Origin of the sequence: Vibrio tubiashii ATCC 19109 (assembly GCF_000772105.1) — a bacterium.
In the GTDB taxonomy this organism is placed as follows: Bacteria; Pseudomonadota; Gammaproteobacteria; order Enterobacterales; family Vibrionaceae; genus Vibrio; species Vibrio tubiashii.
In genome coordinates, this window is the sequence record NZ_CP009354.1 from 2077587 (window position 1) to 2100217 (window position 22631).

Genomic DNA, 22631 nt, shown 5'->3' on the forward strand with positions numbered 1-22631 from the left:
CAACTGACTAGTATTACTTAAGCTAGCAAAACGATTAATTTGCATAAGCACACGATCGCACAAGACACTCAATAATAACTGCCACAAATGCCTGATTCTGCACGTTACAACTGAGTGTGGTCTGACAACTAGCTCTTGGTCACAAATTGTAATTAAACACATATTTTTTAAGCAAAATTCTAAAAACCAACTAATCTTAAGTAAGAAAGGATTTGCTTTTCTATGCGGGTTTATTGTCAGTTTGACAGGTTCAGAGGGGAATTCATTATGAGTATTTTCGACCATTTCCAAGCGCGCTACGAAGCCTCAAAGGATGAGGAGTTATCACTGCAAGAGTTTTTAGCTCTATGTAAGGATGACAAAAGCGCTTATGCCAACGCAGCTGAGCGACTATTAATGGCAATTGGCGAGCCAGAGGTCATTGATACAGCGCAAGACCCACAACTGAGTCGTATTTTCTCCAACCGCGTGATTTCTCGATACGACACATTTAAAGACTTCTACGGTATGGAAGATGCCATCGAGCAGATTGTTTCCTACCTCAAACATGCGGCCCAAGGGCTTGAAGAACGCAAGCAGATTCTTTATCTACTTGGTCCGGTAGGTGGCGGTAAATCGTCTTTAGCCGAAAAACTAAAAGCGTTGATGCAACAAGTTCCAATTTATGTGCTTTCCGCTAACGGTGAACGCAGCCCTGTTAATGATCACCCATTCTGTCTGTTTGATGTCAGTGAAGATGGTGAGCTACTTAAACAAGAGTACGGCATAGAAAAACGTTACTTGCGTTCGATTATGTCCCCATGGGCGGCAAAACGACTCCATGAGTTCGGTGGCGACATTTCAAAATTCAAAGTTGTTAAAGTTAGACCTTCCATTCTAGACCAGCTAGCGATTGCTAAAACTGAGCCAGGTGATGAAAACAACCAAGACATTTCGTCGTTGGTTGGTAAAGTCGACATTCGACAACTTGAGCATTTCTCGCAAGACGATCCTGATGCATACAGTTACTCAGGCGCACTATGTCGAGCAAACCAAGGCTTGATGGAATTCGTCGAGATGTTTAAAGCGCCAATCAAGGTGCTTCACCCGCTACTTACTGCAACCCAAGAGGGTAACTACAATGGTACCGAAGGCCTATCAGCCCTACCATTTGATGGCATGATTCTCGCCCACTCGAATGAATCAGAATGGCAAACATTCCGCAACAACAAAAACAACGAGGCATTCCTTGACCGTGTCTACATAGTCAAAGTGCCATACTGTCTACGCGTTGCGGAAGAAGTAAAGATCTACCAAAAACTGCTCGACCATTCAGAACTATCGAAAGCGCCATGTTCACCAAGCACGCTTGAGCTACTTTCACAGTTCAGTATTCTGTCTCGACTTAAAGAGCCAGAGAACTCATCGATCTTCTCCAAGATGAGAGTCTACGATGGTGAAACGCTCAAAGACACAGATCCTAAAGCGAAGAGCTATCAAGAGTATCGTGACTTTGCGGGAGTCGATGAAGGCATGTCAGGTCTTTCAACCCGTTTCGCGTTCAAGATTCTATCGCGCGTATTCAACTTCGATCAGACAGAGGTAGCAGCAAACCCTGTTCACCTGTTCTATGTTATCGAGCAGCAGATCGAACGTGAGCAATTCCCTCAAGAAACAGCAGAGAAGTATCTAGAGTTCTTGAAAGGATATCTAGTGCCACGCTACGTCGAGTTTATCGGTAAAGAGATCCAGACTGCGTACTTAGAGTCCTACTCCGAGTACGGTCAAAATATCTTTGACCGCTATGTAACCTACGCAGATTTCTGGATTCAAGACCAAGAATACCGCGATCCAGAAACTGGTCAGCTATTCGACCGCTCTGCATTAAACAATGAACTAGAAAAAATCGAAAAAACAGCCGGTATAAGCAACCCGAAAGATTTCCGTAATGAAATCGTTAACTTTGTGCTTCGTGCTCGCGCCAACAACAATGGTACGAACCCAGTTTGGACAAGCTACGAAAAACTGCGCACTGTGATTGAGAAGAAAATGTTCTCAAATACAGAAGAGTTGCTACCAGTTATCTCCTTCAACACTAAAACCTCTTCTGAAGATCAGAAGAAACACGATGACTTCGTCGCTCGTATGATGGAAAAAGGCTACACAGAGAAACAAGTACGCTTGCTATCTGAATGGTATCTACGCGTTCGTAAATCTTCGTAATAGCAGTGTTTTAGCCCATGAAATCCCTACCAGAGTATAACGCTCTGGTAGGAGATTGGATGAATAAGTGTCTGTCGACATGTAACGGCAGGTGCATAAGAGATAAGGGGTGACTCATGGCGCAATTTATTGACCGACGACTGAACGGCAAAAATAAAAGTGCGGTAAACCGTCAGCGCTTTTTACGCCGCCATAAAGAGCAGATTAAAGAATCTGTGGCGGATGCGGTAAATCGCCGTTCAATCACCAACACTGAAACCGGTGAAGACGTATCCATTCCGCATAAAGACATCAAAGAGCCCGTCTTTCATCAAGGCAAAGGTGGCTTAAAAGAGCGTGTCCATCCAGGCAATGACCAGTTCATTACCGGAGACAAAATCGAACGACCTAAAGGTGGTGGACAAGGCGGAGGTTCTGGCGAGGGCGAAGCCAGTGCTGACGGCGAAGGCCAAGACGATTTTGTATTCCAGATTTCTAAAGACGAGTACTTAGACATTCTGTTTGAAGATCTTGAGTTGCCTAATTTAGAAAAAAACCAAATCGCCAAAATTACCGAATGGAAAACCCATCGCGCCGGCTATCAAACCGCGGGGGTGCCAGCAAATATCGCGATAGTGAAATCGCTTCAACAGTCACTTGCGCGTCGAACCGCAATGACGGCAGGCAAAAAGCGCATGTTGCGTGAACTCGAAGAAGAGCTCGATCGCGTTAAAATGTCTGAGCCAGCACAAATGCTCGAAGAGAAGCGTCTTCAAGAAGAGATAAAAGCTCTGCGTCGTAAGTTAGATACTGTTCCATTCATTGATACCTTCGATTTACGATTCAAGAACTATGAGCGCCGCCCAGTGCCATCTAGCCAAGCGGTTATGTTCTGTCTTATGGATGTGTCTGGCTCTATGGACCAGGCAACCAAAGACATCGCCAAGCGCTTTTACGTGCTTCTTTACCTATTCCTAACTCGCACCTACGAGAACGTAGAAGTAGTGTTCATTCGTCACCATACCCAAGCAAAAGAAGTCGATGAACATGAGTTTTTCTACTCGCAAGAGACAGGGGGAACCATAGTTTCAAGTGCGCTAAAACTAATGAACGAAATTGTTGCAGACCGCTACCCTGTTGGAGAGTGGAATATCTACGCAGCTCAAGCCTCAGACGGTGATAACTGGGCAGACGATTCACCGCGATGCCGTGAGCTTCTCACCAAAAACTTACTGCCAAACTGCCAATACTACTCATACATCGAAATCACTCGCCGCTCTCATCAAACCTTGTGGCATGAGTACGAAAAGCTTGAGGGAGCATTCCCTAACTTTGCGATGAAAAACATTCGCAGCGTTGAGGATATCTTCCCTGTCTTTAGAGAGCTTTTCAAAAAAGAGACTGCTTAGGGAGGCTGTATGACAACGAAAACGAAAAAGCCAACAAAGAGTAAGGCGCTGCCAGATGGACCTGATTGGACATTCGATCTGCTTGACCAATACCACACTGAAATAAAACGCGTTGCTGATCACTATAAGCTTGATGCTTATCCTAACCAAATTGAAGTCATTACTTCTGAGCAAATGATGGACGCCTATTCAAGTATTGGTATGCCTATCAATTACAATCATTGGTCATTTGGTAAGAAGTTTATTCAAACGGAACAAGGCTACAAACATGGTCAAATGGGTTTGGCGTATGAAATCGTCATCAACTCAAACCCATGTATCGCCTACTTAATGGAAGAGAATACCGTTACGATGCAAGCCTTAGTCATGGCCCATGCTTGCTACGGTCACAACTCATTTTTCAAAGGCAACTACTTATTCCAGACTTGGACCGATGCAAGTTCAATCATTGATTATCTATTGTTTGCTAAAAACTACATTGCGGAGTGTGAGCAAAAATACGGTGTTCAAGAGGTTGAAGATCTACTCGACTCCTGCCATGCGTTAATGAACTTTGGTGTCGACCGCTATAAACGACCAGAAAAGATCTCGATTGCTGAAGAGAAGTCTCGTCAAGAAGAACGTGAAGCTTACCTTCAGTCGCAGGTTAATGACTTATGGCGCACGGTTCCGAAATCCACCGTAGAACCTGAAAGCCAAAAAATACGTTTTCCGACTGAACCACAGGAAAATATCCTCTACTTCATAGAAAAACACGCACCTTTACTTGAATCGTGGCAAAGAGAAATCGTGCGTATCGTACGTAAGATCAGCCAGTACTTCTATCCACAGAAACAGACTCAGGTAATGAACGAAGGTTGGGCAACTTTCTGGCACTACACCATTCTCAATCACTTGTACGATGAAGGCTTAGTAACGGATAGATTCATCTTAGAGTTTCTCCACAGTCATACTGGCGTCGTTGCGCAACCGGCCTACAACAGCCCTTACTTCAGCGGTATTAACCCCTACGCATTAGGCTTTGCCATGTTCCGCGATATTCGACGTATCTGTGAAGAACCAACTGACGAGGACAAAGAATGGTTCCCAGACTTAGCCGGAACAGACTGGCTTGAAGCGGTGCATTTCGCTATGCAGAACTTCAAAGACGAGAGCTTTATCAGCCAGTACTTGTCGCCTAAGCTAATGCGCGACTTCAAACTGTTTGCCATCGTCGACGACGACCGTAAAAACTACATCGAGGTAAGTGCCATTCACGATGATAGTGGCTATCGCGCAATCAGGGAAAAACTTGCGGCGCAATATAACTTGAGTAACTTAGAGCCAAACATCCAAGTGTTTAACGTTGACGTGCGTGGCGATCGCTCGCTCACACTACAATACGTACCACATGACCGTATTCCGCTTGATGAGGGCTACGACGAAGTTCTCAAACACCTTTATCGTTTATGGGGATTTGACGTCATTCTTGAAGAAGTGAAAGACAGCGGTCGCCGAGAGATTCTCGGTACTTGTCCTAAACGAAACGACTATGATGGCAAAATATAAAACTCAACAATGACAAAAGGCCCCGAGGGGCCTTTTTTACGCTCTATCTTATTGTTTAGCGATAATACTTCGAACCACTTCTAGGTCCTCTGGCGTATCGACACCTGCAGCTGGTGCTTCCTTAGCTACTTCAACATGGATCTTTTCCCCATACCAAAGCACACGTAGCTGCTCTAAACACTCTATCTTTTCAAGCGCTGTTGGCTCCCAGTTGATATAGGTGTTTATAAACCCTGCGCGATAAGCATAAATACCGATATGGCGCATCAGTGGTTGTTTAATGATTTTGGCATCGTCCGCGAAGCTGTCACGATCCCAAGGAATCGTTGCGCGGCTAAAATACATCGCATAACCATCTTTATCCGTCAGCACCTTAACCGCATTCGGGTTAAAGACTTCCGCTTCATCACTGATCTCAACTGCCAACGTGGACATAGGTGCTTGGCTATTCGCCAAGTTCTCTGCAACTTGAGTAATGATAGAAGGTGGAATCAAGGGTTCATCCCCCTGAACATTGACGATGATATGATCGTCTGGGATAGCCATTTTCTCAACCACTTCAGCAAGGCGCTCAGTGCCTGATTCATGGTTTGGAGAAGTCATACAAACTTGCCCACCAAAAGCTTCAATCGCTTGCTCTACTCGGCTATCATCAGTTGCAACGATTACCTTATCAGCACCCGCTTGGATTGCCTGTTCATAAACCCATTGAATCATAGGCTTACCACAGATGTCCGCCAGCGGCTTACCAGGTAAACGAGTTGACTGATAACGCGCGGGGATAACAACCGTAAACGACATTATCTGCCCTCGTCCATACTAACTTTGCGCGCTTCAGGTTCTAGAAGCACCGGAATACCTTCTTTGATAGGATATGCAAGACGGTCTAGTTTACACACTAGCTCTTGCTTATCCTTATCGAACGTTAGTTTTCCCTTACATACTGGACATGCAACAATCTCAAGCAGACGATGATCCATACTGTTCCTTAACCTCTTTAATCTTATTTAAGATGCGCGCTTTATCTGCAGCTTCAAACTCGGCACTGACAGGTAAATACCACCAGTTCTCTTTCGCATACTGCGCGCATTTTACCGCGTCTTTTTCTGTCATAATCAAGTGTTCGCCTTTGGCAGCGAGCGCCTCTAAATCAGACAGTTCAAAATCTTTATGATCGGCAAAGCCTTGTTGATAAGAAGGCTTTGCACCTAACTGTTCAAGTGTCTTAAAGAATCGTGGAGGGTGGCCGATCCCCGCCATCGCGACGAGATTATCTTTCAGCTCCGTGACACTCGAACGTTGACCCGTTTTCATGTTGACCGCTTGAGTCGGCTTTAACACCATAGCCGCTTCATTTTGTAACGCTTGACCACCATTGGTAATGATAAAATCTACCTCAGTTAACCTCTTAGTAGACTCGCGTAACGGGCCCAACGGAATCAGGGACTCACTACCAAAACGTCTCACGCCATCAACCACGACAATCTCTATATCACGCTGTAGTGCATAATGTTGAAGACCATCATCGGTAATAACGATATCAACACCTAGCGGTAGCAAAGCCTTTACAGCTTCACTTCTAACTGGTGAAACGGCTACTGGCGCGCTTGTGCGTTTAAAGATGAGCTTAGGCTCATCGCCACAGTGCTTAGTTGACGTTTCATTGTCCACTAAGAGCGGATAATGCGGCGCTTTCGCCCCATAACCACGTGACACCACCCCAGGCTTATAACCAAGTGCTTGGAGTTGCTCAACCAACCAAATGACTACTGGCGTCTTACCATTACCACCAGCGGTAATGTTCCCCACCACGATGACAGGCACGGAAGCACGATAGCTTACGCTTTTACCTGTTTGATACTTGTTACGGCGAGAACGACTGATCAATCCAAACAGAACACTGAGTGGCCACAATAGCGGCCACAATAAATATTTTAGTGGATGATTCTCAAACCAGATCTTTTCAATCAAAGCTAGGCACCGAATTGAATTCGATGAAGCTGAGCGTAAGCGCCATCTTTCTCAATCAACTCACTGTGATTACCACGTTCGACAATCTCACCTTCATCCACAACCAAAATTTCATCGGCATTTTCAATTGTAGAAAGACGGTGTGCAATGACCAATACTGTTTTGTTCTTTTGCAGTTCGTCCAGCGCCGACTGAATTGCCTTTTCCGACTCGGTATCAAGTGCGGATGTCGCCTCATCGAGAATCAGTACAGGTGCATCACGTAATAGTGCGCGTGCAATTGCGATACGCTGACGCTGACCACCAGACAGACTTGCGCCGTTTTCACCAATAACCGTATCTAAGCCATCATCCATCTTCTCAATGAAGTCCATGGCATAAGCTAAACGCGCAGCTTCTTCGATTTGCTCACGACTGTATTGCTCAGTTGCAGCATAAGCAATATTGTTGGCGATTGTGTCGTTAAATAAGTGAACGTTTTGCGATACTAAAGCGAAATGTGAACGTAAATTACTTAAGGTGTAATCACGGATGTCATGCTCATCAAGACATATATTGCCTGCATCTACATCGTAGAAACGGGTAAATAGGTTAGCAATGGTGCTCTTACCCGAACCGGAACGACCCACAAGCGCAATGGTTTTGCCTTTCGGAATTTTAAAGCTGACATTATTCAGTGCTGGCTTTTCTTTACCTTCATAGGTAAAGGTCACTTCTTTCACTTCAATATCACCACGTACTTTCTCAGTTTGGTACTTACCGTTGTCTTGCTCGGTTTCTAGATCCATCAAAGCAAACAAAGTTTGGCTTGCTGCCATGCCACGTTGGAAATCAGAGGTAACATTGGTCAACGCTTTAAGCGGTCGCATTAGAGCAAACATGGCAGAAAACACGACAGTAAAAGTACCTGGTGTAAGTTCCGAACGGATTGAATCGACACTCGCTAAGAACAAAACCACAACCAAGGCGATAGATGCGATCACTTGAATCACCGGGTTAGCAATAGCTTGAGCCGCCACCATTTTCATCGATTGCTGACGCATCTGATTGCTCACTGAATCAAAACGCTCGCTTTCGACATGTTGTCCACCGTAGCTCAAAACCACTTTATGGCCTTTTAGCATCTGCTCTGCAGACGAGGTGACATGCCCCATAGTTTCCTGCATGTTTTTGGAGATTTTACGGAAGCGTTTCGAAACAAAACCGATTCCCCATGCCACGATCGGAGCAACAACAATCAATACCAGTGATAGCTGCCAACTGTTCCAGAACATAAGGATAAGCAAGCCAATAATACTGGCACCTTCACGTACAATACTCACCAATGCTCGACTCGTTGCCCCCGCAACTTGTTCAGAGTCATAGGTAATGCGAGATAGCAGACCACCAGCGGATTCTTTATCAAAGTAAGAAACTGGCATATGCATGAATTGGTTAAAGATAGAGCGTCTCATCTCCATAACCACGTTGCCGGAAACCCAGCTTAAACAGTATGTTGAAACGAACCCACTCAGGCCTCGCACCACCATCATACCGAAAATAATAAAAGGGAGAATTCTTAGGAAGTTAGATTCTGCATCGCCAAAACCTTCATCAAGCAAGGGTTTGACCAACGACATCATGTAAGTGTCAGCAGCAGCATTAATAATGAGAGCAACAACAGCTACAGCAAGGCCCGCTTTGTACTGTCGAATATAAATCCACAGGCGTTGAAAGGTTTGCCACGTGGTTTCGTCTTGATTCAGAGACATAGAGTTGCTTATTTTTCTTTTACAATATTGCGGCTATTCTACTCCGTTACGTAGCATCTGCCTATACCAAGTCTTACCTTTGCGCGTCCTTAGCGCACTAACCTGATAACTTTGCGGATAAACATCGAACAACACTTGACCAGAATGCCCGGTATCCAACCATTTCGCACCTGCTTTTTCGTATCTCTTAACCACCTTTTCATCAGGCAACTTCCATCGTCCGCCCTTAGCCAGAGAAGCAACTGCGACTTCAGGCCTAACCGCTGCAATAAATGCAGGAATTGATGAAGTTTTACTGCCGTGATGGGGAACGATCAAGATATCCGAATCTAGTTTTTCACCCTCCCTAACCAAGATCCATTCCGCGATAGATTCAATATCTCCCGCCAACAGCAGCGTTGTTGAACTCTCTTGGTGTTGGAGTTTAAACACACATGAGTGAGGGTTATAGGCTCTTCTGGTCAATTTGGGTGGCCATAATGACTCAATGATGATGTTTCCCCATTGCCAAGAACGCCCTACTACACACGGTTCAAAAGACTCCCCTGATTGACTAGTCAGTATCTTGCTTGGACTCCACTGCTGCTTAATTGCTTGCAAACCTCCCGAATGATCATTGTCGAAGTGGCTGATAGCCAGATAGTCTAGTCGGGTGATGCCCCTTGAGATCATTAATGGCGTCACAACCTGTTCAGCCATACTAGAGGTTTGCCAAGCGGCACCGGTATCGTAAACAAGTGCCCTATTCTGTTGCTGAACAAGGATAGATAAGCCATGACCAACATCTAGTACCACAATTTGCCACAATGGCGAGTCCCGCCACTCTACTAGGCTTAGGCCTGTACTAAGCATCAGCAAGGTAATGATTCGCCTCGATAGCAAGCGACTTATCGTCAGCGCTGCTAAGATGCAAAGAAGCCATAACTGTGTTTGTCTCGAAACATCAAACCAAGTCCAGAGAGAATATTCCATCGCCCAATTCACTGGCTCTAAACTAAGCTCTAGCAACTCCCAAGGGAATTCAAACCAAGGAAATATAAGGTGGCTAGCAAAGGAGAAAAAGACGAGCGGTATGACTAAAACAGTAAACCAAGGAACAAACACAAGGTTGTAGGCAATAGCTCCCAGGCTCACACCATGAAACAGATACATAACGATGGGAGCCATCAAAACCACCAGAAAAAGCTGAATTTTTACTGCCTGCACAACCAGATTGCCGCGTGTTTTCCCACTGACTTGGTAAAGGAAAATCACCCCAACCGCGACCATCGACATCCAAAGGCTAGGAGAAATAGCAGAAAAAGGATCAAGAAAAAGCAGCAGACTTAAAACAAGCAGCCACTTAAACGAGTTGGGGAGCTGACCTGCAAGCGGCATTAAAATACACAACAGCAAACACATAGTGACCGCTCGCTCCGTTGGGATAGAAAAACCAGCGAGCCACGCATAGCCAATAGCAAAGGCTAAACCCAACAAAACAGGAGCGTGCAAAAATAAGACATGGAGCTTAAGTAGGCTAAATCCAATAAACCAACCGATAGCAAATGCAATTCCGACGTGCAGGCCAGATATCGCAATAAGGTGGCTAAGACCGCTACTTTTAAGCAATTCCCAATGTTGCTGAGTAAGCCCTTCACGCATACCAAACATAAGAGCCATTATCATCGCTTGATGTTCGAGTAACTGTGTTTTCTCTTTAACTGATTCAATCAGCCGCGTTCGAAGCGAAGGCTGACTAGTTATAGAGAAGCTTTTCTTTCTATCGACTGAGCCAGTGCCTACAACTCCTTGGATAAGTGCATGCTGCTCAGCATCGTACCCAACACCATTCATCAAACCATAAATCGGTTTCACCGAGACACTTGCCGTCACTTGGTCACCCGGATTCAAAGAGATTGGACTGGTTAAACGCAGTTTAGGTTGGTGAAAAGTGGTCAAGGCTTCACCATTGATTGATCTGACTACAACAATACCTTGAAAGCCAAAATTTATTGGTTTAAAAAGGCTGTCAACGTCAGCGATTATGGTAATATCCTGACCAGCTTGAAAAAGTGCTTCTGTTTGATATCGCAATAAGTTGCCGTGCATCAGGATGACAACACACGCTAAAGCTAGTCCCAGACAGCCTCTTGCTCTCCTATACTTGGTTGAAACAACCAGTACAGCCAAAGCTAAAGGCAAATAATCTAATTTCGGCATTATCGGCCAATACGGACTAGTTGTGATCAGCAAAGAGAAAGAAATTAGCGTCCAGTAATGTAAGTAGAGAGTCATTTCCCTATGCCAAGAAAATTTATTAAGCGCTTTATGCCTGACCACGAAGTAATTAAACGTCAAAAGGCACTAAAGATTTTTGGCAATGTGCTGTATAACCCAAACCTATGGTGCCTTAACCGTCGCTCCGCATCTGGTGCCTTCGCCGTCGGTTTATTTATGGCTTTCGTTCCCCTTCCAAGCCAGATGATTATGGCCGCTGGGCTCGCTATCGCCTGCGGTGTTAACCTACCACTCTCTGTTGCACTTGTTTGGGTGAGCAACCCTGTCACCATGCCAGTGCTGTTTTACTTTGCGTACAAAGTTGGTGCTTGGGCCATGCATGTTCCTCCTCAGCACTTCCACTTTGAGCTTTCTTGGGAGTTCATTCTGCATCAAATGAGTACTATAGGTCCTCCATTCCTACTCGGTTGCCTAATCTGTGGCGTTTTGTCAGCAATGATCGGGTATTTTGGAATCAGGGCTCTGTGGCGTTATTCTGTAGTACGAAGTTGGCAACAAAGAAAAATCAGAATAGGCAACCTACTCAAGAAGTAAACACCAGCACGCACACTTTCGGCTCAGTTAATATCTGCTTGAAAAGTTATGAAACGAGAGTGTGACATGCGAGGTTAACCACCAGAATTAAACCAAAAAGGGAAAAGCTAAGGCTTTTCCCTTTTTGTTAATCACAATGGTTTGTTTTATAACGGATTAAACTTAGCATCCCGTAGGGCTGAGAGTATTAATTCCCCACTCTCTGCTACTCTGAACTCCCCATATTGAGCAGCATTTAACTCGTCAGCTTTCCCTTCTTGAAAGAAATACGCGTTGGTAGCGAATTTAACTTGCCCCGACCTTAGTCTAAACTGCAACGCGATTTCAGAACTAGGCGAACGCTCTGTCGAGGTCGACACAAACTGCGCGACACGATTGCTATCGAGTTCGATGTTCACAAAGCCATCAACCGCAGCACTGTACCTGTCTCTCATTCCCTTGTCAGCTAATTCACGGATGACATCTTCACCTAGCTCAAAATTGAGTGTCATGTAGTCACCCTGCATCAAAGAACGAGGATCTACTGGGGCTAGCTTGAGTAGAACAACCTGCCCATTCTCCAAAAGCTGCTCTTTTTGATAAATGGACCAATTGATGGCGGTTAACGCTAAAACAAGCGTAACGATATAGATATTTCTTCGCATACTACTACCCCTTTGCTTGGTTTAGCACTTTGTTGAACACTAAGTAGCTAAATAACATGATTAAGGAGACTGACATGAGTACCCCGGATTTAAACAGCAATGTCGTTTCCATCATGTAATAGTATGTCGAGCTATACGCAAGCAAGGCTGTCGCGCCCAACCCCATCATCACTCGGTCGCTGTTTGCGAAGGCAGTGATGAGTATCATCAAACTCGCTCCTATACCGGGAGCCATACAGGTTAATACGGCCACCAGAATAGTGAAGATCCCGCCTAATTTAGCCACAATTGAGTTGAGCCGCACTTGGTGGAAGTGAAATAAGTACCACGCAGTAACAAAAATACTCAAAACATAGGTGATGGGAGCAACCCAGAGCGGAAAAGAAAATGTGGTGTCCGATATTGAAACCAGAGCACTCTCTACTTCCGCTCGAAAGATCTGAATACACATCAGCAATACTATCGATATCACCAACCCGTACTTTATACCTGATACGAGCCGATAAAGTGCCGGAAAACGAAATTCATTAAGTGAGAGCCAAACCATAGGTGCTAGCAAAATGCTACTCAACAAATATGAAAATCCACAAGAAATGAGTAACGCTGACAGAGCTAAGCAGCAACTTAGGGTAGACCAGACTCGATGAATCATACTTCGCATGATGACTGCCAGTCCTGCTTGCAACAGTGCAAACAAGAATAAGATAACCTGCAGTTGATCGAGCGGCATTAGTGCCCAAACAAATAGCACTTGCGCCGAAAAGCTTAACGCGAGGGCAAGGTGTTCCAAAAACTCATTATTGCGTGCTGAAAGTATTCGCTGAGCGGCGACAAACATGATCAAAGCCACTACCGCGGAAGCCACTGCGCTTTGGAAAAATAGAGTAAACGCGCCGAAAAAAATGCCCAGTAAACAGAGTCCGCCTAGCCAGCCAGAGATCGCCAGTAATAGTTTGATAGGCCAAGCAAAACCACTGGGGGCCTCATTAAACATACTTTCAGATACGACGCCCCGATCAATCAGCTGATTTTTTAACTGCTTACTCATGGTCGTCGCTCCTCCCGTTGAACATTATTGAGCCAAACCGCAGCGATTAGCCCAGACCCAATCACAACCACAGTGAGAATTAAGAAATAAGCCAGGTCATCAATTCCTCGCATTCTTTGTGCGACAAAAGTGACCGTAACCAAAACCAGGGACAAGCATCCACCAGCGAGCATAAATAGGTCTAAGTTACGCCTACGATAAAAGTAGTAGACGCTAGCAAGTGAAGCGCCCCAAACTAACATCGGCATAGCAATATCGCTGCCTGAGTCAAGTAAAGAAGACCAAACGATATAGGTAATAATGAGGCCAGATGCTGTCCCGAGTAGATGCAGCATCCATTTTCTCTGCATCCACGCATGTGACGCGCTCAGAAATTGCCACACGCACAAGGCGCCCGTGTTTAACAAAAACAGCGCCCACGAATCACTATCTGAGAAGCTGAACAGCAAAAAGTGATTAGCTGAAAAGGTATTGAGGTAGAGGGCAATCGAGATATTACTTAAAGCAAGCCACAGTACCCACGCAGGGATAAACCGTGCGACCACAACCCAAGGGGTAGTAATCACCAACCAGCTGGTGAAAAGCTGCCAAGTATCGGCACCTGTTTGGTAAGTTTGGCCAAATAAAGCCAGCAAGGCACCTACTAGTAGACACGAAGTAATCATTGCTGCATTGGCAACCAGCTTGTGTTGTTCAGCTTTGATATAGACGACAACAGATACTATTAAGCAAGTTTCGACAAGAGCAAACTTGGCGAATCGACTTAGATCGGCCCAGTTGTAGGCGAAAAAGAAAATCAAAGACAGACTGAAAGCTAAGCTACCTAGCCAAACAAACAATTGATTAAAAAAGTGAACCCAAGCTTGGGGAGCAGGCTTTATTTCAGCGAGCTCCTTCGCTCGTTCAATAGTGTCGGAAGTAACGATTCCACTCTCAACAAGATCAACAAGCTCTTTTCTCATTGATTTGATTCCTTTTGCTCTATTGGCAATGTCTCTTCAGCCAAATACTCAGAGGCACTATCTGGCTGAGTAAACATCAAATTTGAGGCAAACGGATTTGCCTCATTATCACTTAGAGCTTAACACAGCAGCTGGATTCAACTTACTGGCTCTAGAAGCGGGATACCAAGTAGCAAAAAGGCTCAGAGTGATAGCGGTCAAAGAGACAACAATGACATCACTAGGGTTGACTTGAGATGGAAGGAAATCAACAAAATAAATATCACCAGACAAGAATTTATGTCCAATGAGATTTTCTAGCGCACTGATCATAGGGGTAAGATTTAACGCTATCAAAACGCCAAACACGCTACCTGCAACGCTTCCGAGCACACCAGAAAATACCCCTTGCCAAACAAATATCCGTTTGACCAATCCATCTGTCGCGCCCATCGTGCGCAAAATCGCAATCTCAGCGGCACGATCTTTTACCGCCATCATTAGAGTTGATACGATATTAAAGCTCGCCACACCAATCACCAAAACCATCACCAGGTACATAATGGTTCTCACCAGTTGGATATCACGGTAAAGAAAGCCGTATTTCTGTTGCCAGCTACGCAAGTAAACATAGACATCCAGTGTGTTACCTACTTCACGAATAATTTGAGTCGCATTAAGTACTTCGGTAACACGCACGGAGACACCACTCACACCTTGGCCCAGTTTTGCGTAACTCTGCGCATCTTGAAGCGGCACAAGCGCCAAATTATGGTCAATCTGACCATTTAAAGTGAGTAAGCCAGCAACTTTTACGCGCACACGTTTTGGCGCCTGAACTTTTGTCGTCGCACCCGAGGTAGGGATCATCAAAGTCAAAAAATCGCCTTTTTTTACCTTGAGTAGATCCGCAATCCCTTTACCCAGAATTACCTGTTGTTGCCCCGCTTGGAAACCGTCCCATACCTCAGAGTCAATAAAATCACTTAAGTTAGAAACCTTGCTTTCAAGTTGCGAATCAATACCTCGTACTTCAAGGGCTTTGAGCTGCGAGCCTTTCTCAGCTAGGGCAGTAAACTTCACATAGGGAGCCGCTGCTTCAATCTTAGGGTGTTTTTCGGCTTGTAACACGACATTTTGCCACTCAACCAGTGGTCCTCGCACACCTTCAAACTCACCGTGAGAGATAACGGATAGGACGCGGTTATTAAGCTCGCGTTCGAAACCGTTCATCGCAGACAGTCCAATGATGATCATCGCCACGCCCACAGCAATACCTATGGTTGAAGACATTGAAATGAACGAAACCATTTTATTTCGTTGTTTGGCTCGGCTAAATCGCCCGCCAATAAACAGAGACAGGGATGAAAACACTTACGCCCCCTCAATGTTGAGTAGCAAACCGTCTTGCATATGTAGCTGGCGATCCATTTTCGCCGCTAACTCGCCATCATGGGTAACAACCAAAAATGCGGTGTCAGACTCTTGATTAAGCTCGCGCATCAGATCGTAAATCGCTAATGCCGTCTTATGATCCAGGTTACCAGTCGGTTCATCAGCCAAAACGAGAGAGGGATTGTTCACCAATGCTCGTGCAATCGCCACACGTTGACGCTCACCGCCTGAAAGCTCCGCTGGTCGGTGCTCAATTCGGTGACTCAACCCCACTTTATCTAGCAGTGCTTTCGCAGCCGACTTGGCTTGGTTCACTTTGACACCACCAATAAGCAAAGGCATTGCAACATTTTCTATTGCGCTGAAATCTGACAAGAGGTGGTGAAACTGGTAAACAAAGCCTAGGTGCTGATTGCGCAGCTTAGCTTGACGGTTCGAACTCAGTTTCGATAAGTCTTGGCCTAAAAACTCGACATGGCCTTCGGTCGCATCATCCAGAGCACCCAAGATATGCAGCAGCGTACTTTTACCAGAACCGGAGGTACCAATAATCGAGGCTAGTTCGCCCTTCTCGATATCAAAGCTCACACCTTTAAGAACTTGAGTATCAAATGCACCCTCATGATAAGTTTTACACACGTTGTGACATTGAAGAAGACTACTCATATCTTAAAGCCTCGGCTGGTTTTACTGATGATGCGCGGTATGAAGGGAACAAAGTCGCGACAAGGCTTAGCGCAATAGCCAATACCACAACAACAAAAATTTGAGCAGGGTTGATTAATATCGGCAGCTCACCACCCACAGCAAATAGCGCGACGCCTGCACTTTCAAGTAGTGGATTAATATTATTTGCGAGCAAGATACCTAGCCCACCACCAATGATGGCACCTATTACGCCACTACTTGCGCCTTGAACAATGAAGATCGAAAGAATTTGCCTGTCGGTCATACCTTGAGTTTTTAAGATCGCGACTTCAGATTGTTTCTCCATCACCACCATAATCAGCGCAGAAATGATATTGAACGCTGCAATGCCCACGATGAGACCGAGCATTAAGCCCATCATGTTCTTTTCCATTCTTACCGCTTGGAAAAGCTCGCCTCTTTGATCACGCCAATCTTGCCATTGCCAACCATTCGGCAGTGGATTTTGGCTCAGTTCACCAACCACAAATGGGTCATTAAAAAACAAGCGCCACCCTGTCATGGTGTCCGGCTTCAAACGCATCAATTTTCCAGCGTCTGAGATATGCGTGATCATCAGCTGTTTATCAACATCTGAGCCTGTATTGTAGATACCCGCCACAGTAAACAAACGCTGGCTTGGGATTCGACCCAGTGGCGTAAACTGACTCGCACTGGTGACCATCAAGCGGACTTTGTCACCGACCGATACGTCCATTGAACGGGCGAGCGAATGACCAATAAACAACTGGTACTCACCCGCTTGTAAGTTAGATAAGTGACCCGCTATTAAATGACGCTCAATAGGGTCATGTTCTGAAGGCTTAATACCAATCAGTAAGCCGGCGTTAAGTTGACTTGGGCTTTGGATCACGGCTTCACTCTGCACAATTGGCTCTGGATGCCCTGCAGAAGAAAGTTGCGCGATAAATTCAGGAGCACGTTCTGTTTTCTCCGTTTTACCGTCAACTTGAGAAACGATGGCTTGGGGAAGAACGCCAAGAATGCGCCCTTTAAGCTGCGCTTCAAATCCATTCATAACGGAAAGCACAGTCACAAGCGACATTACACCGATCGTAATGCCCGCCGTCGACATATAAGAGACAAAGCGGCTAAACCTATCACCGGAGCGACCTCGTAAGTAGCGCAAACCGATGAAGGTTGAGACTGGATGAAACATAGTAGAAACCAATATTAGGGTTTGATGACCTCAGGGTCTGTTGACTCTGGTAATGGTGCTTACTCTACCGATTAAATCCCTTGGCGTGTAGTGTTTAATTGCCAATTAGTGGTTAAAATATGTAATAAACAAAGGGATAGCTTGATTACTTGTCAGCTATAACGATAATCAAAGTTATCAAGTAAAAGGAATCAAGCATGGCCGATCAAGAATTCTTTACCGTCAACCACACAATGACAGTCAATGTCGAAGCTTTGGCTGAGGGTGTGGTTTTCCCAAGTTATGAAAAATTCGAAGGGGAAATCCCAGCACCTTTCATTGTTGCGAGCGAGTTTAGCAATCTTGATTTATTGAATGACAGCGCGCGTAATGAATTGAAAAATAGTGACTTTAAGCATGTGATTCAACTGCTAGATACGCAAAACTCTAAACTCAATTTACTGTTGACCTTTATGCTATCTCAGCAAGATGACCCATCTATGCGTCATAAAACTCACTCATTTGGCGCCAGTCAATTTACCTACATTTCTGATGCGGCAGTGAGCCTTGATTCCAAAGTTCGTGTAAAATTATTCTTAGAGCACCCCGCCGCAGCAATATATTGTTACGGCCACATATCGCAAGTAGAGGTGACCGAGGACACTCATCTCGTCACCGTGAAATACGATTTACTGCGTGATCTCGATGAAGATCTCCTTATCAAAGCCGCTCTATTCCAACAACAAAAGCTCCTTCGTCAGCGCTCACTTAATCGCGACAAATAAACAGAACTATGTCTAACACATCATTACTTAATCTGGCGTGCTCAGATCGCGCCGGAGACAAAAAGCAGATTGGTAACCTTCAAGGGGCAAGTTTAGCCCTTGCCATTGCTGAACTCGCACAACAGCACGGCTCTCACACTCTGCTCGCCGTTCCTGATCCGCAAACCGCGTTAAAACTACAACAAGAGCTAGAGCAGTTCGCCACTCAAGAAGTCGCCTTGTTCCCCGACTGGGAAACTTTGCCATACGATAGCTTTTCTCCCCATCAGGAGATTATTTCAGACCGAATTTCTCGACTCTATCAGCTGCCAACGCAATCGAGCGGAATCACTATCGTTCCCGTGAATACGTTGTTACAACGCCAGTCCCCGCGCGACTACTTGATGCAGCATACGCTGATGGTAAAAGTCGGTGATCTGTTCTCACTAGAAAAGCTGCGCATTCAACTTGAAAAGTCGGGTTATCGCCACGTCGACCAAGTATTTGGTCCAGGCGAATATGCAAGCCGAGGCTCGATTTTAGATCTCTTCCCTATGGGCTCAAACGATCCATTTCGTATCGACTTCTTTGATGATGAAATAGATACGATACGTACTTTTGATCCTGAGAATCAGCGTTCAATCGAAGATAAACAAGAGATACGTTTACTTCCAGCGCATGAATTTCCAACTTCTGAGAGCGCAATTGAAGACTTCCGTATTCGCTGGCGTCAGCGTTTCGAAGCTCGCCGTGAACCTGAATCCGTTTACATGCAAGTCTCTAAAGGGACTTGGCCAGCAGGTATTGAATACTGGCAGCCACTGTTTTTTGAACAAACGGAGACTTTGTTTGATTACATCCCAGAAAACACGCAACTGTTAACGGTTGGTCAATTAGAGCCCGCGATAGACACCTTCTTAGATGACGTTGACTATCGCTACGATCAACGCAAAGTCGATCCGCTGCGCCCACTGCTGCCGCCTGAAGAGCTATGGCTTAAGAAGGATGAACTGTTTAGCCAGTTTAAACAGTTACCTCAAGTTCAGCTGTATGTTGAGCCAGTAAGTGAAAAACAGGGTCGTTGCAATCCTAATATCTCTTCCTTGCCAGAGCTTGCGGTACAGCACCAAAACAAAGAACCGATGGCCGCTCTGCGCCAATTTAGCGAAACCTTTACCGGTCAGATTGTCTTTTCGGTTGAGTCTGAAGGTCGCCGTGAGGCTTTGCTTGAATTACTCCAGCGAATTAAGTTAAAACCGCAAGAAAGCGGCGACTTACAGCAAGCACTAAGTGGTGGTAACAAGTTCAATCTGATCCTTGGCGCTGCTGAGCACGGTTTCGTATTTGGCGACGAGCAAGTCGCACTCATCTGTGAAAGTGATTTACTTGGCGACCGTGTTATTCAGCGCCGACGCAAAGATCGCAAAGCCACCAATAGCGATGCGGTCATTCGTAACCTTGCCGAACTACAACCGGGACAGCCTGTGGTGCATATCGACCACGGTATCGGTAGGTACATAGGGCTGCAAACCCTAGAAGCTGGTGGTATGACGACAGAGTACGTTACGCTTGAGTACCAAAATGAGGCCAAACTCTACGTGCCTGTCGCTTCTCTCAACCTTATAAGCCGTTATTCTGGTGGCGCAGAAGATAGCGCGCCACTCCATAAGCTTGGCGGTGAAGCTTGGGCTAAAGCAAGACGTAAAGCCGCTGAGAAGGTGCGTGATGTCGCGGCTGAACTTTTGGATGTTTACGCCAAGCGTGAACTTAAGCCGGGTTACAAGTTTGAGTTAGACCGCGGCCAATACGCGACATTCAAAGCGGGCTTCCCATTTGAAGAGACAGATGACCAATCAATGGCGATCAACGCCGTTATGTCTGACATGTGTCAGGCTAAAGCGATGGATCGTTTGGTATGTGGTGATGTTGGCTTTGGTAAAACTGAAGTCGCAATGCGTGCAGCATTCGTTGCTACCGACAATAGTAAGCAAGTCGCAGTTCTTGTTCCAACTACCCTACTTGCCCAGCAGCACTTTGAGAACTTCCGCGATCGCTTTGCTAACTTGCCAATTCGAGTCGAAGTCTTGTCTCGCTTCAAAACAGCCAAAGAGCAGAAGCAGGTACTGCAAGATATTGAAGAAGGTAAAGTTGACTTAGTGGTCGGTACCCACAAGCTTCTATCAAACGACATTAAGTTCAAAGATCTTGGTCTGCTGATTGTTGATGAAGAACATCGTTTTGGCGTACGTCAGAAAGAAAAGATGAAAGCGATGCGCGCCGATGTCGATATTTTAACCCTTACCGCAACGCCTATTCCTCGCACCCTGAATATGGCCATGAGTGGCATGCGTGATCTGTCGATTATCGCGACGCCACCAGCGAGACGTCTCGCAATCAAAACCTTCGTCAGACAGAGCGATGACGCAGTAGTGCGAGAGGCTGTGCTACGTGAGATTATGCGTGGTGGTCAGGTTTACTTCTTACACAATCAAGTTGAAACCATAGAAAAAGTCGCGGCCGATCTGGAGAAGTTGATTCCTGAAGCGCGCGTAACCGTCGCACACGGCCAAATGCGCGAGAGAGAACTCGAACGCATTATGAATGACTTTTACCACCAGCGCTTTAACTTGCTAGTGTGTACCACCATCATTGAAACGGGTATCGATGTACCAACAGCCAACACCATTATTATGGATAGAGCAGATAATCTTGGTTTGGCTCAGCTTCACCAGTTGCGTGGTCGTGTCGGTCGGTCGCATCACCAAGCCTATGCTTACTTAATGACGCCCCATCCAAAAGCTATGACCAAAGATGCGATTAAACGTCTCGATGCGATTGCGTCATTGGAAGATCTCGGTGCGGGCTTTACCTTAGCTACTCACGATTTGGAAATTCGTGGTGCCGGTGAACTACTTGGTGACGAGCAAAGTGGCCAAATTCAGTCGGTTGGCTTTACTCTATATATGGAGATGCTAGAGCAAGCAGTTGAAGCGCTGAAAGAAGGCAAAGAGCCTTCACTCGACGAGCTACTTCGAGAGCAAACTGAAGTCGAAATGCGCTTACCTGCCCTACTGCCGGATGATTACATCCCAGACATCAACACTAGGCTCTCGATGTACAAGCAAATTGCTAGTGTGACAAGTGAAGATGAGTTAGGTGAACTTAAGATTGAGCTGATAGACCGTTTTGGTTTATTGCCTGATGCCACTAAGAACCTGCTCTCAGTAGCTAAGTTGAAACTGCAAGCAGCGGCGCTGAAAGTGAAGAAGATTGAAGCTCACGACAAAGGTGGCTTTATCGAATTCTATCCAGATGCTGACATTAACCCTATGTATTTGGTTAAACTATTGCAATCTCAGCCACAAAAATTCGCAATGGATGGACCCACTAAGTTCAAGTTTACGATACCATTAGTAGATAGACGTAAGCGCATCCAGTTTGTTAGTGACATGTTGGGTGAATTCCAGCAAAATTTATTGCCAAAAGCGTAAAGCCAAAATCAAATGGAGGTGCCTCGCACCTCACTATGGAGTTGTAATGAAGAAACTGATCCCGCTGCTGCTCATGCTTGTTGCAATGCCTTCTATGGCGCAGCGTCAATTCGATATCGAAGTGATCATTTTTAAACGTGCCGTCGATGCCGAGCAAACTGCCGAGTCTTGGCCAACCAACGTCACTCAAGTAGATTTAAAAAGAGCCGGCTCTTTTGCTGATGCTAGTTACCGCGCAAAGAAGGGAGTCGAAATGCTGCCCGCTTCTGAGTATGCCCTGAATGGCGAAGTTAAAAAGCTCAATCAGCATGCGGGTTTTCAAGTATTAATGCACAAAGCGTGGCGCCAAGGTGATCAAGGTCGCTTCGGAGCGCCTATCTTCCACGTCCAAGCAGGTCGCGATTATTCAGGCAAGTTTAATCCTGACGGCTCTATGATTGAGGAAAGCCAAAGCCAAGTCATTGAAGGTATTACCGAAGAAAGCATTCCAAAACCTTTGTATCAGCTTGATGGTAAGCTACAAATCTACGTTGAGCACTATTTGTATGCCGACGTGGAGCTTGATCTTAAAGCACCAAGTGTAAAAGAAGTGACTTTACAAGAGCATCAACCAGAACTGTTGCCAACAGAAGAAGTCGCGGACAATCAAGTAGTTCAAGTCGGCTTAATGGAAGATGTAACACCTACTGTCCATAAGGTTGAGTTCTTGAAAAGCTATCGATTCGACCAAAAACGCCGTATGCGTAGTACGGAAACGCACTTCCTCGATCACCCTTTAATGGGCGTGATCATCCAAGTCCGTCGAGTAAATCAATAATCGAGAGAGCCCTC

18 protein-coding genes are annotated in these 22631 nt (G+C 45.6%); 7 read left to right on the plus strand and 11 right to left on the minus strand.

Features of this window, described 5'->3' with window-relative positions; genetic code table 11:
* Window positions 1-267 precede the first annotated feature (267 nt).
* The 3 genes from IX91_RS09400 to IX91_RS09410 all read left to right on the plus strand — a co-directional run bounded on the left by IX91_RS09400 (window position 268) and on the right by IX91_RS09410 (window position 5138).
* The gene (locus IX91_RS09400; protein ID WP_004747033.1) at window positions 268-2202 is read left to right on the plus strand and encodes a PrkA family serine protein kinase; all 1935 of its coding nucleotides are present in this window, start codon (window positions 268-270) and stop codon (window positions 2200-2202) included.
* Window positions 2203-2318: 116 nt separating this feature from the next.
* Window positions 2319-3590 carry a YeaH/YhbH family protein gene (locus IX91_RS09405; protein ID WP_004747028.1) on the plus strand — a complete coding sequence of 424 codons (1272 nt, stop codon included), beginning with the start codon at window positions 2319-2321 and terminating at the stop codon, window positions 3588-3590.
* Between the two features lie 9 nt (window positions 3591-3599).
* Window positions 3600-5138: a SpoVR family protein gene (locus IX91_RS09410; RefSeq protein ID WP_004747026.1), complete on the plus strand. Its 1539-nt coding sequence runs from the start codon at window positions 3600-3602 to the stop codon at window positions 5136-5138.
* A 48-nt stretch (window positions 5139-5186) separates the two neighbouring features.
* Here the strand turns inward: IX91_RS09410 and kdsB are convergent, their stop codons facing one another.
* The 5 genes from kdsB to IX91_RS09435 are packed head-to-tail and all read right to left on the minus strand — an operon-like array spanning window position 5187 to window position 11059.
* Entirely contained in the window at window positions 5187-5939 is a 753-nt protein-coding gene (gene kdsB, locus IX91_RS09415; protein ID WP_004747024.1) for a 3-deoxy-manno-octulosonate cytidylyltransferase, read from the minus strand.
* The gene (locus tag IX91_RS09420) at window positions 5939-6118 is read right to left on the minus strand and encodes a Trm112 family protein (RefSeq protein ID WP_004747022.1); all 180 of its coding nucleotides are present in this window, start codon (window positions 6116-6118) and stop codon (window positions 5939-5941) included. Before IX91_RS09420 ends, kdsB begins: the two co-directional genes overlap by 1 nt.
* Window positions 6099-7109 (minus strand): tetraacyldisaccharide 4'-kinase, encoded by a 1011-nt coding sequence (gene lpxK, locus IX91_RS09425; protein WP_004747021.1) that lies wholly within the window; start codon window positions 7107-7109, stop codon window positions 6099-6101. Before lpxK ends, IX91_RS09420 begins: the two co-directional genes overlap by 20 nt.
* A 2-nt stretch (window positions 7110-7111) precedes the next feature.
* A complete protein-coding gene (gene msbA, locus IX91_RS09430) occupies window positions 7112-8860 on the minus strand; it encodes a lipid A ABC transporter ATP-binding protein/permease MsbA (protein ID WP_004747020.1) in 1749 nt (582 codons plus the stop codon).
* Between the two features lie 33 nt (window positions 8861-8893).
* Complete coding sequence (locus IX91_RS09435) at window positions 8894-11059, minus strand: DNA internalization-related competence protein ComEC/Rec2 (RefSeq protein WP_236642792.1); 2166 nt, start codon at window positions 11057-11059, stop codon at window positions 8894-8896.
* Window positions 11060-11140: 81 nt separating this feature from the next.
* Between IX91_RS09435 and IX91_RS09440 the strand changes: the two genes are divergently transcribed.
* On the plus strand, window positions 11141-11671 hold the full coding sequence (locus IX91_RS09440; RefSeq protein WP_004747017.1) for a DUF2062 domain-containing protein: 531 nt from the start codon (window positions 11141-11143) through the stop codon (window positions 11669-11671).
* Between the two features lie 146 nt (window positions 11672-11817).
* Here IX91_RS09440 and IX91_RS09445 read toward each other — a convergent pair whose 3' ends face one another.
* From IX91_RS09445 to lolC, 6 genes are all read right to left on the minus strand, one after another.
* Window positions 11818-12315, minus strand: a complete 498-nt coding sequence (locus IX91_RS09445) for a GDYXXLXY domain-containing protein (RefSeq protein ID WP_004747016.1) — start codon at window positions 12313-12315, stop codon at window positions 11818-11820.
* Window positions 12316-12319: 4 nt separating this feature from the next.
* Window positions 12320-13363, minus strand: a complete 1044-nt coding sequence (locus IX91_RS09450) for a DUF4401 domain-containing protein (protein ID WP_004747014.1) — start codon at window positions 13361-13363, stop codon at window positions 12320-12322.
* The gene (locus tag IX91_RS09455; RefSeq protein ID WP_004747012.1) at window positions 13360-14325 is read right to left on the minus strand and encodes a DUF2157 domain-containing protein; all 966 of its coding nucleotides are present in this window, start codon (window positions 14323-14325) and stop codon (window positions 13360-13362) included. The genes IX91_RS09450 and IX91_RS09455 overlap by 4 nt, the downstream gene beginning before the upstream one ends.
* A 108-nt stretch (window positions 14326-14433) precedes the next feature.
* Window positions 14434-15678: a lipoprotein-releasing ABC transporter permease subunit LolE gene (gene lolE, locus IX91_RS09460; protein WP_004747010.1), complete on the minus strand. Its 1245-nt coding sequence runs from the start codon at window positions 15676-15678 to the stop codon at window positions 14434-14436.
* Window positions 15679-16365, minus strand: coding sequence for a lipoprotein-releasing ABC transporter ATP-binding protein LolD (gene lolD, locus IX91_RS09465; protein WP_004747008.1), 687 nt, complete (start codon window positions 16363-16365; stop codon window positions 15679-15681).
* The gene (lolC, locus tag IX91_RS09470; protein WP_004749312.1) at window positions 16358-17566 is read right to left on the minus strand and encodes a lipoprotein-releasing ABC transporter permease subunit LolC; all 1209 of its coding nucleotides are present in this window, start codon (window positions 17564-17566) and stop codon (window positions 16358-16360) included. Before lolC ends, lolD begins: the two co-directional genes overlap by 8 nt.
* 197 nt (window positions 17567-17763) lie before the next feature.
* Between lolC and IX91_RS09475 the strand changes: the two genes are divergently transcribed.
* The 3 genes from IX91_RS09475 to IX91_RS09485 are packed head-to-tail and all read left to right on the plus strand — an operon-like array spanning window position 17764 to window position 22617.
* Complete coding sequence (locus tag IX91_RS09475) at window positions 17764-18330, plus strand: hypothetical protein (RefSeq protein ID WP_004747005.1); 567 nt, start codon at window positions 17764-17766, stop codon at window positions 18328-18330.
* Between the two features lie 8 nt (window positions 18331-18338).
* The gene (gene mfd / locus IX91_RS09480) at window positions 18339-21800 is read left to right on the plus strand and encodes a transcription-repair coupling factor (RefSeq protein WP_004747002.1); all 3462 of its coding nucleotides are present in this window, start codon (window positions 18339-18341) and stop codon (window positions 21798-21800) included.
* Window positions 21801-21846: 46 nt separating this feature from the next.
* Window positions 21847-22617 (plus strand): peptidoglycan binding protein CsiV, encoded by a 771-nt coding sequence (locus IX91_RS09485; RefSeq protein WP_004746998.1) that lies wholly within the window; start codon window positions 21847-21849, stop codon window positions 22615-22617.
* Window positions 22618-22631 lie beyond the last annotated feature (14 nt).

Excerpts from the sequence above, each read along its gene's own strand:
- IX91_RS09400 (WP_004747033.1), top strand. The coding sequence starts at position 268 with ATGAGTATTTTCGACCATTTCCAAGCGCGCTACGAAGCCTCAAAGGAT.
- IX91_RS09405 (WP_004747028.1), top strand. The coding sequence starts at position 2,319 with ATGGCGCAATTTATTGACCGACGACTGAACGGCAAAAATAAAAGTGCG.
- IX91_RS09410 (WP_004747026.1), top strand. The coding sequence starts at position 3,600 with ATGACAACGAAAACGAAAAAGCCAACAAAGAGTAAGGCGCTGCCAGAT.
- kdsB (WP_004747024.1), bottom strand. The coding sequence starts at position 5,939 with ATGTCGTTTACGGTTGTTATCCCCGCGCGTTATCAGTCAACTCGTTTA.
- IX91_RS09420 (WP_004747022.1), bottom strand. The coding sequence starts at position 6,118 with ATGGATCATCGTCTGCTTGAGATTGTTGCATGTCCAGTATGTAAGGGA.
- msbA (WP_004747020.1), bottom strand. The coding sequence starts at position 8,860 with ATGTCTCTGAATCAAGACGAAACCACGTGGCAAACCTTTCAACGCCTG.
- IX91_RS09435 (WP_236642792.1), bottom strand. The coding sequence starts at position 11,059 with ATGCCGAAATTAGATTATTTGCCTTTAGCTTTGGCTGTACTGGTTGTT.
- IX91_RS09440 (WP_004747017.1), top strand. The coding sequence starts at position 11,141 with ATGCCAAGAAAATTTATTAAGCGCTTTATGCCTGACCACGAAGTAATT.
- IX91_RS09445 (WP_004747016.1), bottom strand. The coding sequence starts at position 12,315 with ATGCGAAGAAATATCTATATCGTTACGCTTGTTTTAGCGTTAACCGCC.
- IX91_RS09450 (WP_004747014.1), bottom strand. The coding sequence starts at position 13,363 with ATGAGTAAGCAGTTAAAAAATCAGCTGATTGATCGGGGCGTCGTATCT.
- IX91_RS09455 (WP_004747012.1), bottom strand. The coding sequence starts at position 14,325 with ATGAGAAAAGAGCTTGTTGATCTTGTTGAGAGTGGAATCGTTACTTCC.
- lolD (WP_004747008.1), bottom strand. The coding sequence starts at position 16,365 with ATGAGTAGTCTTCTTCAATGTCACAACGTGTGTAAAACTTATCATGAG.
- lolC (WP_004749312.1), bottom strand. The coding sequence starts at position 17,566 with ATGTTTCATCCAGTCTCAACCTTCATCGGTTTGCGCTACTTACGAGGT.
- IX91_RS09475 (WP_004747005.1), top strand. The coding sequence starts at position 17,764 with ATGGCCGATCAAGAATTCTTTACCGTCAACCACACAATGACAGTCAAT.
- mfd (WP_004747002.1), top strand. The coding sequence starts at position 18,339 with ATGTCTAACACATCATTACTTAATCTGGCGTGCTCAGATCGCGCCGGA.
- IX91_RS09485 (WP_004746998.1), top strand. The coding sequence starts at position 21,847 with ATGAAGAAACTGATCCCGCTGCTGCTCATGCTTGTTGCAATGCCTTCT.